This window comes from Chelatococcus sp. KU-N122 (genome assembly GCF_055391085.1).
On record NZ_AP043981.1, the window covers coordinates 6,408,695 to 6,423,305 of the forward strand.

Sequence of the window (14,611 nt, forward strand, 5' to 3'; positions counted from 1 at the left end):
CTAGGGCACGGATCCGGAAGACTGAGCCAGACCGGGAGGATCGCTCCCGATCAGATCACGTCGAACCTGGACGAGGCAGGCCTCGAACGCGGTGAGATCGTCGAACGCGGCGCCGGGTGCGACGTCGCTGGTGACCAGAGGGTGGCCGAAGACGACGAGCGCTTCGTCGATCATCAGATTGTCGCCCAGACCGAAGTCTTCAATGGCGAGGCCGTCGCTGCCGAAGAGACGACCGTCGGCGCCGGGCTGCAACGGTCCGAGCGCCGCCGCCAGCCGCTCCCTGAACGGCGTCGCCACGTTCGAATAGCCGTAGATCCGCTTGCCGAGGGCGGCCATGAAGCCCAGCTCGAAGATGGTGCCCGCGTCGGCGCTGACGCCGCGGAACGGTGTGAGGTTGGCGATGATCGCGGCGGCGGAGCGCATCATCGCAACGTTGGCCGCGAAGATACGCTGCGACGAGACGTCCACCGGTGCCTGCGCCTCGTCCGTGTCGACAGGGACCAGGCCGACCAGACCGTATGCCTGACAGAGCTGTTGCTTACGCAGCGCCAGCTCGCGCGCGTTCGGCGCAAACACGTCAGGGCCGGCGAGGTAGACCTGAGGCATGGCTATCGACGCGCCATCGCGGCAGCCCCTTCACACCAGCATGCCCATGGGATGCTCGATGAGCTGCTTGAAGGCGCCGAGCAGGCGGGCGCCCAGCGCCCCGTCGACGGCCCGGTGGTCGGTCGACAGCGTGACCGTCATGATGGTGGCGACCGCTGGCGCGCCGCCCTTGACGACCACTCGCTTCTCGCCCTCGCCCACCGCCAGGATGGTCGCGTGCGGCGGGTTGATGACGGCGGCGAACTCGCGCACGCCGAACATGCCGAGGTTGGAGACCGCCGTCGAGCCGCCGGTGTATTCCTCGGGCTTCAGCCGCCGGTTGCGGGCGCGGCCGGCCATCTCCTTCATTTCGTTGGAGATCGCAGACAGCGTCTTCAGCTCGGCCTTGCGGACGATGGGGGTGATCAGCCCGCCGGGGATGGACACGGCCACGCCCACGTCGGCGTGCTTGTGCTTGAGGATCGCCGTCTCGGTCCAGCTGACATTGGCATCCGGCACCCGCATCATCGCCAGCGCCAGCGCCTTGATGATGAAGTCGTTCACCGAGACCTTGTAGAGCTTGTCGCCCTCCTTGTCGGTCGGGGCCGATTTGTTGACCTCTTCGCGCAGCGCCAGCAGCGCGTCGAGCTCGCAATCCATGGTCAGATAGAAATGCGGGATCGTCTGCTTGGCTTCGGTGAGCCGGCGGGCGATCGTCCGCCGCATGGCGTCGTGCGGCACCTCTTCGAAGCTGCCGGGCTCGAACATGGAGCGGACGGCGTCGTCGCTGGGCGCCCGCGCGAGCGTCGGGGCGGATGGCGGAGCTACGGCCGTCGCGGCCGCCGGCTTCGCTGCCGGTTTGGCACCGCCGCCTTGGGCGGCCTTGACGTCGCGTTCGATGACGCGGCCATGCGGCCCGGTGCCGGCGATAGCCGACAGATCGATGCCAGCGATCTTGGCCAGCCGGCGTGCCAGCGGCGACGCGAAGACCCGGCCGTCCTCCCGGTCGTGGCCGTTGCCGGCGCGGGCCTGCGGCGCGGACGGCTGCCCCGCCTCGGCAGGCGCAGGGGCAGGGGCAGCCTGCGGCTTTGCCGCCGGCGCTTCAGGCGCGGCGGCCGGCTTCGGCTGCTCCGCCGCCGGCGCGGCGGCCGCCGCCTTGATGTCCTCCCCCTCGGCCGCGATGATGGCGATCGGTTGGTTGACGGCGACATCCTCGGTACCGTCGGGCACCAGGATCTTGGCGAGCACGCCCTCGTCGACGGCCTCCACCTCCATGGTGGCCTTGTCGGTCTCGATCTCGGCGATGACATCGCCGGACTTGACCGGATCACCCTCCTTCTTGAGCCACTTGGCGAGGGTGCCCTTCTCCATCGTGGGCGACAGGGCCGGCATCAGGATGTTGGTGGGCATGGCGTCCTCGCGCGGCTCAAACCAGGGTCGCAGACATGGGAGCTTTCGTGCCCGCCTAGCGGTAGCAAACGGCCTTCGCCGCTTCGACCACGTCGGCGACGGAGGGCAGCGCCAGCTTCTCCAGGTTCGCCGCATAGGGCATCGGCACGTCGCGGCCCGACACGCGGGTCACCGGGGCGTCGAGATAGTCGAAGGCGTCCGCCATCAGCCGGGCCGAGATCTCGGCGCCGATCCCGGACTGCGGCCAGCCTTCCTCGACCGTCACGCAGCGCCCGGTCTTCTTCACCGATTCGACAATGGTGGCCGAGTCCATCGGCCGCAGCGTGCGCAGGTCGATGACCTCGGCCTCTATGCCGTCCTTGGCCAGTTCCTCCGCCGCCTTGAGCGCGTAGGTCATGCCGATCGACCATGAGACGATGGTGACGTCCGCGCCGTGGCGCACGACCTTTGCCTTGCCGATCGGCAGTACGTAGTCGTCGAGCTTCGGCACCGGGAACGAGTGGCCGTAAAGGATCTCGTTCTCCAGGAAGATGACCGGATTAGGGTAGCGGATGGCGGCCTTGAGCAGGCCCTTGGCGTCCGCCGCCGAGTACGGCGCAATGACCGTCAGGCCCGGTATATGGCTGTACCAGGAGCTGTAATCCTGGCTGTGCTGCGCCGCGACGCGCGCCGCGGCGCCGTTCGGGCCGCGGAACACGATCGGGCAGATGATCTGACCGCCCGACATGTAATGGGTCTTGGCGGCCGAATTGACGATCTGGTCGATCGCCTGCATGGCGAAGTTGAAGGTCATGAACTCGACGATGGGCCTGAGGCCCGCGAACGCCGCGCCCACGCCGAGGCCGGCAAAGCCGTGCTCGGTGATCGGGGTGTCGACGACACGCCGGTCGCCGAACTCCTGCAGCAGCCCCTGAGTGACCTTGTAGGCGCCCTGGTACTCGGCCACCTCCTCGCCCATCACGAAGACGTCGCCGTCCCGGCGCATCTCCTCGGCCATGGCGTCGCGCAAGGCTTCGCGCACCGTCATGGTCACCATCTCGGTGCCGGCTGGAACGTCCGGCTCGGGCTGCGCCTCGAGGCTCGGGGGCGCGGCCACTGCCGACGGGGCCTTGGCCGGCGCCTTGACCGGCGGCGGTGCTTCGCTCTGGGGGGCCGGCGCCTTGGACTCTGCCGTCCGCTCCTGCGGAGCCGGCGCGGCGGACGACGCCGTCGTCACGTCCTCGCCGTTGGCCGCGATGATGGCGATCGGCGTGTTGACCGCGACGTTCTCGGTCCCGTCCGGTACCAGGATCTTGGCGAGGACGCCTTCGTCGACGGCCTCCACCTCCATGGTGGCCTTGTCCGTCTCGATCTCGGCGATGACGTCGCCGGACCTGACGCTGTCACCCTCCTTCTTGAGCCATTTGGCGAGTTTGCCTTCCTCCATGGTCGGAGAAAGCGCGGGCATGAGGACGTCTGTCGGCATGGCTCAGCTCTGAAGGTCGGACGGGACGGCGCAGTGCCGGCGCATCAGGCGGTTTCGTAGATGACGTCGGTCCACAGCTCGGCCGGATCCGGCTCCGGATCGTGGGTGGCGAAGTCGGCGGCTTCGTTGACGATCTGGCGAACCTCGGCGTCGAGCCGCTTCAGCTCGTCTTCGGCGACCTTGTGGCCCTCCAGCAGCCGCTTGCGCACCTGCTCGATGGCATCGTGCTCCGTGCGCATGCGCTCGACCTCGTCACGCGTGCGGTACTTGGCGGGATCGGACATGGAATGGCCGCGGTAGCGGTAGGTCTGCATCTCCAGGATGTAGGGGCCCTTGCCGCCGCGCGCCCAGGCGATGGCGCGCTCGCCGGCGGCCTTGACCGCCCGCACATCCATGCCGTCGACCTGCTCGCCGGGAATATTGAACGAGGCGCCGCGCTTGGAGAAATCCTGCTGGGCGGAGGAACGGGCGACCGAGGTGCCCATCGCGTACTTGTTGTTCTCGATGATGTAGACGACCGGCAGGCGCCAGAGCTCGGCCATGTTGAAGCTCTCGTAGACCTGGCCCTGGTTGGCGGCGCCATCACCGAAATAGGTGAGGCACACCGCGTCATCCTTGCGGTAGCGGTTGGCAAAGGCGATGCCGGTGCCGAGCGGCACCTGCGCGCCGACGATGCCGTGCCCGCCGTAGAACTTCTTCTCCACGGAGAACATGTGCATCGAGCCGCCTTTGCCCTTGGAGTAGCCGCCGCGGCGTCCGGTCAGCTCGGCCATGACGCCCCTGGCGTCCATGCCGGTGGCCAGCATGTGGCCATGGTCGCGATAGCCGGTGATGACCTGGTCGCCCGGCTTCATCGCCGCCTGCATGCCGACGACGACGGCCTCCTGCCCGATGTAGAGATGGCAGAAGCCGCCGATCAGGCCCATGCCGTACATCTGCCCCGCCTTCTCCTCGAAGCGGCGGATGAGCAGCATCGCGCGGTACGCCGCGAGCTCGTCGTCGCGGCTCAAGTCGGCTGGCGGGGCCAGGGCGGGCGTGGCGGCCTCGAGCGCTGCCTCGGCCTTGGCCACCGTGGCCGATGCCGCCGCGCGGCCCGATGCGGCCACGGGTTTGCGGCGGGCCGGGCCCGCGGCGGGTTTGGAATCCGAACCGGATGCAGCGGTCTGCTCCGAACCGGTCTGCCGAGACCTGCGCGGCTCACGAGCCATGGTCGCCCTCCCTCGCTTAGGCAGCCACTACTAGCCGATAGGCCCACTGGAATCGAGCCCCCCGGACACGGTTACGATTGCAACCGCTATCGGCGCCAACGTATTGATAATTAAGGGTGCTTTTCGCTTCAATACAAGCGTCGAAGCAGCGCTCAGCGCGGCTCGGTGCGGCCGTCCGCCGGGGTCATGACGACGAGGTCCGCCGGGTTGACCCAACCCAGCTGGCTGCGCACCTGCTCGTCCAGCAGATCGCGGTCGATGCTCGAATCCTGCAGCAGGCTGACGCGCCGGTCCCAATCGTGATGATCGGCCTTCAGCGTGGCGAGCTCTGCATTGAGGTTGAGGATCTGCGCCTTGATCTCGCGCTTGGCCTCGAGGCCGCGCTGTCCGTGCTGGGCATGGAACAGAAAATAGGCGGCCACCGCCCCCGACACCGCATAGAGCGCGAGCGGGACCAGCACGGAGCGAAGACGCCTGCGGATGACCATGAGGCACGATGATCATCCGCCAGTTAAGATGTGGTTAGAGGCCTTTGAAAAGGCTGCCCTGGCGCACGTGATTCTCGGTCAGATCGGAGCGCGCCTGGCGAACCACGGCCGCGCCCGCTCCAGTTGGCCGGCGAGCGACAGCAGCAATTCCTCCTCGCCCAGACGACCGGCGAAATGGATGCCGATCGGCGTCCCATCGGCGGACATGGCCAGCGGCACGCTCATCGCCGGCTGCCCCGTGATGTTGTAGATGGCCGTGAACGGCGAATACTGGCGGATCAGCGTGCCGTACTCGGCGGGCGGCTGGTCAAGGGACAGCAGGCCCAGCTTCACCGGCGGCGCTCCCATCGTCGTCGACAGAATGACGTCGTAGTTGGACAGGAACTCCGCCATGGCGATGGCGGTGCGCATGAAGGCGTTGTCCGCCGCCACGATATCGAGGCCGGTCAGCGTGCGGCCCTTCGCCGCCGTCAGCGCCGTGATCGGCTCGACCTCGTCGTCCGCCAGGGGCCGGCCGAGCTCCTTGGCGCGCAGGTCGAGGCTCATCGCCGTGTGCGCGGCGATGACGTTCAGCAGGTGGTCGCCGAGCGGGTCGGGCAGCGCCGGCCTGGCCTCCTCGACCCGGTGGCCGAGCTCCTGGCAGAGCTTCGCCGCGTCCCTCATGGCCGCGATGCACGCGGGATCGACCTCCGTGCCGCCGAAGGGCTCCAGTTGGAGGGCGATGCGCAGCGGGCGCGGATCACGGCCGGCGGCCGCGACGAAAGCGCCCTTGGGCGGCGGCGCCACGTAGCGCGCGCCGAACGGCGCCCCGTGCGTGGCGTCCAGGATGGCGGCCGAGTCGCGCACCGACCGGGTGACCGCGTGGCTGACGCCCAGGCCGTTCCAGCCTTCGGTGCGGCCGACGCCGACCGGCGTGCGGCCCCGCGACACCTTGAGGCCGAAGAGCCCGCAGCACGACGCCGGAATGCGGATCGAGCCGCCGCCGTCGGTGGCATGTGCGGCCGGCAGGACACCGGCGGCCACGAGCGCGGCCGCGCCGCCCGACGAGCCGCCGGCGCTGTAGGCCGGGTTCCAAGGGTTGCGCGTCGGGCCGAAGAGCGCCGACTCGGTGGTGACGGTGATGCCGAACTCCGGTGTCGTCGAGGTGCAGATCGGGATCAGGCCGGCGGCGTGCACCCGCGTTGACGTCTCGGAATCGGCGGGCGCGACGTAGTCGCGGAAAGCGCGGCTGCCGCCGGTGACGCGCACGCCGGCCATCGGATGGCCGAGGTCCTTGATGGCGAAGGGCACACCCGCCAAGGGCCCGGTCGGCTTATCCTGCGCGGTCGCCCGCGCCTGCTCGTAGAGCTTCTCGACAATAGCGTTGATCGTCGGGTTGACCGCTTCGGCCCGAGCAATGGCCGCATCGATCAGATCGATCGGCTTCACCTCGCCCTTGGCGACCAGCGACGCCAACCCGACCGCGTCGTGGCTCACATATTCGTCGAATGTCAGACCGCTCACCGGACCCTCCCGCCACGCGCTTCGCTCGTCGCTGCCGCAGCCGCGGCTGCCGACCGGGCCCGATTGCAGTCCACTTCGCGACGTCGATCAAGCCGTCATTGCGCGCCGGCCCATCCCCCATGCCCGGCGACGGGCACCCAAGCCTCCCCATTCCAGATGCGCGGCTCCACGGTGGCGCGCCCGTCTGCGATGGTAATCACGTTGAACGCGTTCGGCTCGCCCCGCAGCCGCGTCGAGATCGCCGAGCCGGCCTGGACCACCATGAGTCGGCGGCTCGTCGTGGCGCCGCTGGTCTCCTCCATGCCGGCCACCTCCTCGCCGACGACCTCGGGCTTGACGAAGCGCGAATAGCCGCGGTGCAGATGGCCCGAGAGGATGAGCCCGACCCCGGCGCGCTCGAACACCGCGATGGCGCGCTTGGCGCGCATCACGACCCGCGCGTCCTCGTCCCAGGCCGGCGGCAGGAACGGGTGATGGCCGACGACGATGCGGTACAGCGAAGCCGGCGCCGCAGCGAGGATGCGCTCGACGCTCTTCATCTGGTGCCTGCTGATTCGGCCGTACGACCAGTTGAGCTCGGGCGCCATGCGCCGGGCCGTGTTGATGCCGACGACGATCAGCTCGTCGTCCTGCCAGACCTGCTCGATCCCGGGCTGGATGTAGCGCCTGAACCGGGCGTAGGGGTCGAGGAAGCGCTCCACGAGATGGTATGGGGTGATATCGTGGTTGCCCACCACCGCCAGCACCGGCGCTGCAAGCCGCTCGAGAAACGCTGCGGCCTGACGGAATTCGCGGCTTCGGGCGCCCTGCGTGAAGTCGCCGCTGGCGACGACGAGATCCGGCGCGATGCGCGTCAGCTCGTCGACGAGCGCGTCGGCCACGGCCAGGTCGGCGCGGCCGAAGTGCAGGTCGGAGATGTGGGCGAGCCGCCTCATGGCGCCGCCGGCACGTCCATGACGCCCCCGCGGCCGCAGGGGGGGCCGGCGCCGGCCCGAGCGCAGCTTGCGGTACGATGACGTTCAAGGCCTTCCGCCGGATCCGGTACTCCAGGGGAGGCGGCAGCCGCAGGATCTCCCCGTCGTTCATCATGCGAAGCGAAGAGCGGCGCGAATAGACGGTCAGGCCGGCCGTCCGGTACCGTTGCAGCCCGGGCGTGCTCCGCCAGTTGCCGATGGCCATGCCCAGCGCCAGCCGCATGATCCGCCAGATGCCGAGCGGTCCCGTTATGTAGATGGCCAACTCGCCGTCATCCAGCCGGCTGCGGCTCATGATCTGGCCCATGCCCTCGTCGTAGTCGTTACTGACGACGGCGAGAGCCCAGGTGCGCACGCGGCGCGGCCCGTCACCGAGGTCGATGGCGACGCGGAGCGACGGATAGCGGCCGAAGGCGCGCGCGCCCGCCAGCGCCAGCCGCCAATAGGCGGCCAGGCCCATACGGCCGCGGTTGGCCTCGCGCAGCTGGGCCAGCCGGGACGGTATGCCGAGCACGGAATTGCCCAGAAAGACGTGACCGTTGACGACCCCCACGTCGATCTGGCGGATGCCGCCGTCGACCAGCGCCCGGCAGGCGGCCGCCGGGTCCAGCGGGATCCGCAGGTCCTTGGCCAGCAGGTTCATCGTGCCGAGAGGGATGATGCCCAGGGCCACGTCTTGCTGGCAGAGCCGCTGGGCGGCGCAGGCGATGGTGCCGTCGCCGCCGCCGACGACGACGGCCTCGGCGCCGACGGCGACCGCCGCCTCGATACGCGCCGGCAGCGGTCGATCATCCGGAATGATCGTCGCCTGCAAGCCCGCCGCGGCTAGATAGTCGGCGATATGGGCCGCGACGGACGTGCCGATCAGGCTGCCGGACGAGCTGTTGATCACGACGGCCACGCGTCTGCGCACGACGTTCCCCGCAAGCTAGCCCGAATCACAGGCGGCGCTGCAACCGCCCGCCCGACCCGGGTGACGACGCTGTCCGGGCGCCAGAATTCACCATGGGCTGCCCAGTTCCGCGTGAATCGCGAATTTGGCAGGGACCGATCCACAGCCCACCGCCAATTCGCGAGTATCGAACCAGCGAATCTCGCCGTGCGTATCGGCGGACGGCAAGTCTTCCAACATTATTCTTACGCCCTATTCTGGCTCCCGCTGGCATGTGGGGAGCGGACGTTACGTCAGCATCGACGGCCAAAGCACCTCGCGGAGGGCTCACCCGCCTCGCCCAGCCGTGCCATGCGGCGATACTTAGAAGCGTTCGAAGCCGCGGTTACTCGGGGCATGTCAAGCGCTTGGGCCCCTCCTCCGCCATTGGCCGTGGCACATTTTATGGCTGGAATGCCGCCAAACTACGCGGATTGCGCACAAGCGTTGCACATTGGCCACGGACAGCCCGCGCCGGCTGTGTTAGTCAACAATCAATCCGCTGCTGCGGGAATGCCCGATTATCTCAAGATGGGGAGCTAAGATGCTGCGCAAAGTTCTTCTGACCACCGTGAGCCTGGTCGCTCTGGGCGGCACTGCCCTCGCCGCCGACCTGCCCTCGCGCAAGTACGCCCCGGTCGCTCCGGTCGTCATCGTGCCCGTGTTCACCTGGACCGGCTTCTATGTCGGCGTGAACGCCGGCTACGCCTGGAACACCAACAACGACAAGAACTATGGCTACGGCTATCCGGGCTATGGTTACGCCTATCCGGGCTACGGCTACTACGGTGGCGGCAGCAACAACGACGGCGGCTTCACCGGCGGTGGCCAGATCGGCTATAACTACCAGATCGGCCAGTTCGTGGTCGGCGTCGAGGCGGACATCCAGTACGCTGACCTCGGCGGCAAGAACAACTACGGCTACGGCAACCAGGGCATGGATTGGTTCGGCACCGTCCGCGGCCGCCTCGGCTATGCCTTCGACCGGGCCCTGATCTACGCCACCGGCGGCTTCGCCTACGGCGGCGGCGGCGGCAACAACAGCAACAACTTCTACAACTACGGCGCGGCCTACTACGGCGGTAACGGCGACGACACCGCGACCGGCTGGACCGTCGGCGGTGGTCTCGAGTACGCCTTCACCGACAACATCACTGCCCGCATCGAAGGTCTGTATGTCAGCCTCGACCGCGGCAACAGCGATGTGTATCTGCCGGGCCTGCCGCTGGCCACGACCTACTACAGCAGCGGCAGCAAGAACAACGAGTTCGGCGTCGTCCGCGTCGGCCTGAACTACAAGTTCTAAGTTCGCCACGAGCTTCAGAGCACACTACTCTACCGTTACGGATAGACCCGGCGACGACGTCGCCGGGTCTATCTGTTTTGGCACGAGGCGCGAGGGCGCCGCCGCCATCGGCTACGAAATTGCTGCAATCGTCGCCCAGACAGCGCGACTTCGGCTCACCCGGTTCCCGACCATCGCATGAACGCTCCCGCCCGCATCTCCTTCGTCTCCCTCGGCTGCCCCAAGGCGCTGGTCGATTCCGAGCGCATCGTCACGCATCTGCGTTCCGAGGGCTACGAACTCAGCAAGACCCACGAGGGCGCCGACCTCGTCATCGTCAACACCTGCGGTTTCCTCGATTCGGCCAAGGCGGAATCGCTCGAGGCGATCGGCAAGGCCATGGGCGAGAATGGCCGCGTCATCGTGACCGGATGCATGGGCGCGCAGCCGGAGCCGATTCGGGAGCGCTTCCCCGACGTGCTCGCCATCACCGGGCCGCAGCAGTACGAAAGCGTCATCGGCGCCGTGCATGCAGCCGCCCCGCCGCAGCACGACCCGTTCGTCGATCTGGTACCGCCGCAGGGCGTCAAGCTGACGCCGCGACACTACGCTTATCTCAAGATTTCAGAGGGTTGTAACCATCGCTGCAGCTTCTGCATCATCCCGCATCTGCGCGGCGACCTGGTGAGCCGGCCTGCGGCCGACGTGATGCGGGAGGCCGAGCGGCTGGTTGCGGCGGGTGTCAAGGAGCTGCTGGTCATTTCCCAGGACACCAGCGCCTATGGCGTCGACCTGCGTTATGGGGCGAGCACGTGGAAGGGGCGCGAGCTGCGCGCCCAGTTCGCCGATCTCGCGGGGGCGCTGGGCGAGCTCGGCGTGTGGGTGCGGCTGCACTACGTCTATCCCTACCCGCACGTCGACGAGGTGCTGCCGCTGATGGCCGAGGGCAAGGTGCTGCCCTACCTCGACATTCCGTTCCAGCACGCCTCGCCCCGGGTGCTGAAGGCGATGAAGCGCCCAGCCCACCAGGAGAAGACGCTGGATCGCATCCGCGCCTGGCGGCAGATCTGTCCGGACCTCGCCATCCGCTCGACCTTCATCGTCGGATTCCCCGGCGAGACCGAGGCGGATTTCGAGCTGCTGCTCGAATGGCTGAAGGACGCGCGGCTCGACCGGGTCGGCTGCTTCAAGTACGAGGCCGTGGCAGGCGCACCCGCCAACGATCTGGCCGATCCGGTGCCGGAGGAGCTCAAGGAACAGCGCTGGCACCGCTTCATGGCCGCGCAGCGGGCCGTCAGCGCAGCCCGGCAGAAGTCGCGGGTCGGCCGCCGCATCCCGGTCATTATCGATGCCGGCGGCGCCCAGCAGGCGCGCGGCCGCTCGCCGTGGGATGCCCCCGAAATCGACGGCGTCGTCCACGTCAGCGGCCGGCGGCCGATGCGGACCGGCGACATCGTCACCGTGCGCATCGACCGCGCCGACGACTACGACCTGTTCGGCAGCCTGGTCTGACGCCTATCCGGTCTTTGGCTCAGGCCGGCAGCAGCACGGTCGCCCCGGTGGTCGCGCGCGTCTCCAGCGAGCGCTGCGCGTCGGCCGCGGCGGCGAGCGGATAGCGCGCGCCGATCATGATCTTCACGACACCGCTCTCCACGGCCTCGAAGAGCTTCGTCGACATGTCGACCAGGCTGGCACGATTGGCCGTATGGGTGAACAGGGTCGGCCGCGTGGCATAGAGCGACCCCTTCTGCCCCAGGAGGCCGATGTTGAACCCCTCGATCGGTCCCGACGCGTTGCCGAAGCTGACGAAGGTGCCGAAGGGCTTCAGGCAGTCGAGGGAGCCGGGAAAGGTCGCCTTGCCAACGCTGTCATAGACGACGTCGCAGCCCGCCCCACCCGTGAGCTCCCTGGCCCGCACCGCGAAGTCCTCCTCCCGGTACAGGATGACGTCATCACAGCCGTGGCGGCGGGCGAGCTCGGCCTTGTCCGCCGAGCCGACCGTGCCGATGACGCGGGCGCCGAGCTGCTTGGCCCACTGGCAGGCGATCAGGCCGACGCCGCCCGCGGCTGCGTGGAACAGGATGGTGTGCCCCGGGCCGACCTTGAAGGTGCGGTGGAGCAGGAATTCGGCGGTCATGCCCTTCAGCATCATCGCCGCCGCCACCTCGAAGTCGATGGCGCCGGGCAGCTTGACCACGACCTGCGCCGGCAGGATGCGCTCCTCGGCATAGGAGCCGAGCGGCCCGACATAGGCGACGCGATCGCCCGGGGCGAGCTCGGTGACGCCCTCGCCGACCGAGACGATCTCGCCGGCGCCCTCGTTGCCCGGCGTGAACGGTAGCGCCATCGGGTAGAGCCCGGTGCGGTAGTAGATGTCGAGGAAGTTCAGCCCGATCGCCATGTGCCGGACACGAACCTCGCCCGGCCCCGGATCACCGATGGTCACGTCCTCGTAGGAGAGAACTTCGGGCCCGCCGGTGCGGTGAACACGAATGGCTTTGGTCATGGTCGTCGCCTCCGGTTGTCGGTTGGCCTGGAGCGCGTGCCCTCGGACGGAATCCCGATCCGGAGAGACGCGCTTCAGATTCAATAGGTTGGAGCATGTTCCGATCGAATGGTCTCACCCGATCGGGACATGCTTCAGGTCTCCTCGGTCATCGCCCGCCCCGCCTCCTTGGCGGGGTGCTTCCGCTTGCGTCCGGCCAGGACGTTGATCGCCTCCACGGCGGCGGCGAACGCCATGGAGCAATAGATGTAGGCGCGCGGCAGATGGAAGCCGCCGCCCTCGGCGACGAGGGAGACGCCGATCAGGATCAGGAAGGACAGGGCCAGCATCTTGGTGGTCGGATGCGCCGCGATGAAGCGGCCGACGACACCCGACGCAGCGTACATCACGATCATGGCAATGATGACGGCGACGATCATCACCGACACGTCGTCGACCATGCCGATGGCGGTGACGATGGAATCGATGGAAAAGACCAGGTCGATGACGGCGATCTGGGCGATGGCGGTGAGGAAGGCGTTGGGCGCCGGCCGCCCCGCGTCGGCGCCGTGGTCGCCCTCGATCGCGCCGTGAATCTCGTGCGTCGCCTTGACGATGAGAAACAGGCCGCCGACGATGAGGATGATGTCCCGCCAGGAGATGCCCTCGCCAAGAATGGTGACGACAGGCTCCGTGAGCTTCATGATCGCCGTCAGCGTGAACAGCAGGGCGATGCGAAAGACGAGGGCCAACGCCAAGCCGATGCGCCGCGCTCGCTCCGCCTGCGCAGCCGGCAGCCTGGCAACCAGCACAGAGATGAAAACGACGTTGTCGATGCCAAGCACGATCTCCATCGCGCTCAAGGTCAGCAGCGCCGCCCAGCCCGCCGGCTCGGCCATCCATCCGAACATAAGTCCTCCCATTAGAAAATCCGCCTGAACATGGGCGGGCGGATCGCAATTGAAAAGAGCGGACGGCGGCGGCCGGCTTTCGCCGTTGCCGGAAAATCACTACGGATGAGCCCATGAACGACAGATCGCCGGACATTGCGGTCGTCGGCGCCGGCGCCACCGGTCTCGCCGCCGCCATCACCTTCGCGCGCGACGGCTTCGACACCGTGCTGATCGGCCGGCCGAGCGCGCCGGCCAACGGCCGGACGGTGGCGCTGCTGGACGGCTCCGTCACGTTTCTCGCCGCCATCGGGGCCTGGCGGGAGCTGGCGTCGCGGGCGGCGCCGATGGCGAGCATGCACATCGTCGATGCCACCGACAGCCTGTTCGCGCCGCCGCCCCTCACCTTCCACGCCAGCGAGATCGGGCTCGACGCGTTCGGCTACAACATCGAGAATGCGATCCTCGTCGACGAGCTGGCGCGGGTCGCGCGGGCCACCGCGCGGCTTACGATCCTGGAGACGGCATTAATGACGGCCGAACCGGGCGTGGCCGGTCTCAGGCTCGCGCTGGCGGACAGCCAGGTGTTCGAGCCGGCGCTGGTCGTCGGGGCGGACGGGCGGCAATCCCTGGTGCGCCGTGCGCTCGACGTGCCCGCACGGACCTGGACCTACCGGCAGGCGGCGCTGACGGCCATCTTCACGCACGAACGGTCGCACCGCGACACCTCGACGGAGCTGCATACGCGGGGCGGCCCCTTCACGCTGGTGCCGCTGCCCGGCCGGCGCTCCAGCCTGGTGTGGGTTTGCCCGCCCTACGAGGCCCGGCGCTTGCGCCGGATGGCTGCGGGCGAGCTTGCTTCGGCGGTCGAGCGTCGGGCGCAATCCATGCTGGGCGCCATGGCGCTGGAGGGCCGCTGCGGCGTCGTGCCCATGGACGCGCTGTCCGTCGCCCGCTTCGCCGGCCCCGGCGCCGCACTCGTCGGCGAGGCCGCCCACGTGTTCCCCCCGATTGGCGCGCAAGGGCTCAACCTGGGTCTCCGCGACGTGGCGGCGCTTCGCGATGCGGTCGTCGACGCCCGGGTGCGGGGGCGGCCGATCGCCGATATCGCCGCGATGGGCAGCTATTCGCGCGGCAGGCTCATCGACGCGCGCACGCGCACGGGCGCCATCGACACGCTGAACCGTTCGCTGCTGATGGACTTCCTGCCTTTCGACATGATGCGCGCCGCCGCCATGCTGACGCTCGACCTTGCCGGGCCGTTGCGCCGGCTGGTGATGCGCGAGGGGTTGGCACCCCGGCTGGGGTTGCCCAGCCTGATGCGCGGCCCTGGCGCGAATTTTGCCTCGTAGCCGAGCAGTCTGGCGAGCGGCCGCCGCGCACGCCG

The 14,611-nt window shown here is 68.5% G+C and carries 12 protein-coding genes and 1 pseudogene; 3 read left to right on the forward strand and 10 right to left on the reverse strand.

Annotated elements, in window-relative coordinates; translation table 11 throughout:
* The 8 genes and pseudogenes from ACZ5PO_RS29130 to ACZ5PO_RS29165 all read right to left on the reverse strand — a co-directional run.
* On the reverse strand, window positions 1-606 hold the full coding sequence (locus tag ACZ5PO_RS29130; protein ID WP_464185723.1) for a nucleoside 2-deoxyribosyltransferase: 606 nt from the start codon (window positions 604-606) through the stop codon (window positions 1-3).
* 30 nt (window positions 607-636) lie between these two features.
* The gene (locus ACZ5PO_RS29135; RefSeq protein WP_464185724.1) at window positions 637-1,995 is read right to left on the reverse strand and encodes a pyruvate dehydrogenase complex dihydrolipoamide acetyltransferase; all 1,359 of its coding nucleotides are present in this window, start codon (window positions 1,993-1,995) and stop codon (window positions 637-639) included.
* A 55-nt stretch (window positions 1,996-2,050) separates the two neighbouring features.
* Window positions 2,051-3,460: a pyruvate dehydrogenase complex E1 component subunit beta gene (locus tag ACZ5PO_RS29140; protein WP_464185726.1), complete on the reverse strand. Its 1,410-nt coding sequence runs from the start codon at window positions 3,458-3,460 to the stop codon at window positions 2,051-2,053.
* 44 nt (window positions 3,461-3,504) lie between these two features.
* Window positions 3,505-4,668: a pyruvate dehydrogenase (acetyl-transferring) E1 component subunit alpha gene (pdhA, locus tag ACZ5PO_RS29145; RefSeq protein ID WP_464185728.1), complete on the reverse strand. Its 1,164-nt coding sequence runs from the start codon at window positions 4,666-4,668 to the stop codon at window positions 3,505-3,507.
* Window positions 4,669-4,820: 152 nt separating this feature from the next.
* On the reverse strand, window positions 4,821-5,156 hold the full coding sequence (locus ACZ5PO_RS29150; protein WP_464185729.1) for an FtsB family cell division protein: 336 nt from the start codon (window positions 5,154-5,156) through the stop codon (window positions 4,821-4,823).
* A 78-nt stretch (window positions 5,157-5,234) separates the two neighbouring features.
* On the reverse strand, window positions 5,235-6,659 hold the full coding sequence (locus ACZ5PO_RS29155) for an amidase (RefSeq protein ID WP_464185730.1): 1,425 nt from the start codon (window positions 6,657-6,659) through the stop codon (window positions 5,235-5,237).
* 95 nt (window positions 6,660-6,754) lie between these two features.
* Window positions 6,755-7,594 carry a metallophosphoesterase family protein gene (locus ACZ5PO_RS29160; protein WP_464185731.1) on the reverse strand — a complete coding sequence of 280 codons (840 nt, stop codon included), beginning with the start codon at window positions 7,592-7,594 and terminating at the stop codon, window positions 6,755-6,757.
* A gap of 136 nt (window positions 7,595-7,730) precedes the next feature.
* Window positions 7,731-8,546, reverse strand: a pseudogene (locus tag ACZ5PO_RS29165) (diacylglycerol/lipid kinase family protein); the annotation flags it as partial.
* Between the two features lie 562 nt (window positions 8,547-9,108).
* Between ACZ5PO_RS29165 and ACZ5PO_RS29170 the strand changes: the two are divergent.
* Window positions 9,109-9,870, forward strand: coding sequence for an outer membrane protein (locus tag ACZ5PO_RS29170; protein ID WP_464185732.1), 762 nt, complete (start codon window positions 9,109-9,111; stop codon window positions 9,868-9,870).
* Window positions 9,871-10,047: 177 nt separating this feature from the next.
* Window positions 10,048-11,361 carry a 30S ribosomal protein S12 methylthiotransferase RimO gene (gene rimO, locus ACZ5PO_RS29175; RefSeq protein ID WP_464185734.1) on the forward strand — a complete coding sequence of 438 codons (1,314 nt, stop codon included), beginning with the start codon at window positions 10,048-10,050 and terminating at the stop codon, window positions 11,359-11,361.
* Between the two features lie 19 nt (window positions 11,362-11,380).
* Here the strand turns inward: rimO and ACZ5PO_RS29180 are convergent, their stop codons facing one another.
* A complete protein-coding gene (locus tag ACZ5PO_RS29180) occupies window positions 11,381-12,355 on the reverse strand; it encodes a quinone oxidoreductase family protein (RefSeq protein ID WP_464185735.1) in 975 nt (324 codons plus the stop codon).
* Window positions 12,356-12,489: 134 nt separating this feature from the next.
* A complete protein-coding gene (locus ACZ5PO_RS29185) occupies window positions 12,490-13,245 on the reverse strand; it encodes a TerC family protein (RefSeq protein WP_464185737.1) in 756 nt (251 codons plus the stop codon).
* Window positions 13,246-13,358: 113 nt separating this feature from the next.
* On the opposite strand from ACZ5PO_RS29185, the gene ACZ5PO_RS29190 reads away from it, so the two are divergent.
* Window positions 13,359-14,576 (forward strand): FAD-dependent monooxygenase, encoded by a 1,218-nt coding sequence (locus ACZ5PO_RS29190; protein ID WP_464185739.1) that lies wholly within the window; start codon window positions 13,359-13,361, stop codon window positions 14,574-14,576.
* The last annotated feature ends 35 nt before the right edge of the window (window positions 14,577-14,611 follow it).

Bases quoted from the DNA above. Each gene is read 5' to 3' on its own strand.
- rimO (WP_464185734.1), top strand. From the start codon at position 10,048: ATGAACGCTCCCGCCCGCATCTCCTTCGTCTCCCTCGGCTGCCCCAAG.
- ACZ5PO_RS29130 (WP_464185723.1), bottom strand. From the start codon at position 606: ATGCCTCAGGTCTACCTCGCCGGCCCTGACGTGTTTGCGCCGAACGCG.
- ACZ5PO_RS29190 (WP_464185739.1), top strand. From the start codon at position 13,359: ATGAACGACAGATCGCCGGACATTGCGGTCGTCGGCGCCGGCGCCACC.
- ACZ5PO_RS29180 (WP_464185735.1), bottom strand. From the start codon at position 12,355: ATGACCAAAGCCATTCGTGTTCACCGCACCGGCGGGCCCGAAGTTCTC.
- ACZ5PO_RS29150 (WP_464185729.1), bottom strand. From the start codon at position 5,156: ATGGTCATCCGCAGGCGTCTTCGCTCCGTGCTGGTCCCGCTCGCGCTC.
- ACZ5PO_RS29170 (WP_464185732.1), top strand. From the start codon at position 9,109: ATGCTGCGCAAAGTTCTTCTGACCACCGTGAGCCTGGTCGCTCTGGGC.
- pdhA (WP_464185728.1), bottom strand. From the start codon at position 4,668: ATGGCTCGTGAGCCGCGCAGGTCTCGGCAGACCGGTTCGGAGCAGACC.
- ACZ5PO_RS29135 (WP_464185724.1), bottom strand. From the start codon at position 1,995: ATGCCCACCAACATCCTGATGCCGGCCCTGTCGCCCACGATGGAGAAG.
- ACZ5PO_RS29160 (WP_464185731.1), bottom strand. From the start codon at position 7,594: ATGAGGCGGCTCGCCCACATCTCCGACCTGCACTTCGGCCGCGCCGAC.
- ACZ5PO_RS29185 (WP_464185737.1), bottom strand. From the start codon at position 13,245: ATGTTCGGATGGATGGCCGAGCCGGCGGGCTGGGCGGCGCTGCTGACC.
- ACZ5PO_RS29140 (WP_464185726.1), bottom strand. From the start codon at position 3,460: ATGCCGACAGACGTCCTCATGCCCGCGCTTTCTCCGACCATGGAGGAA.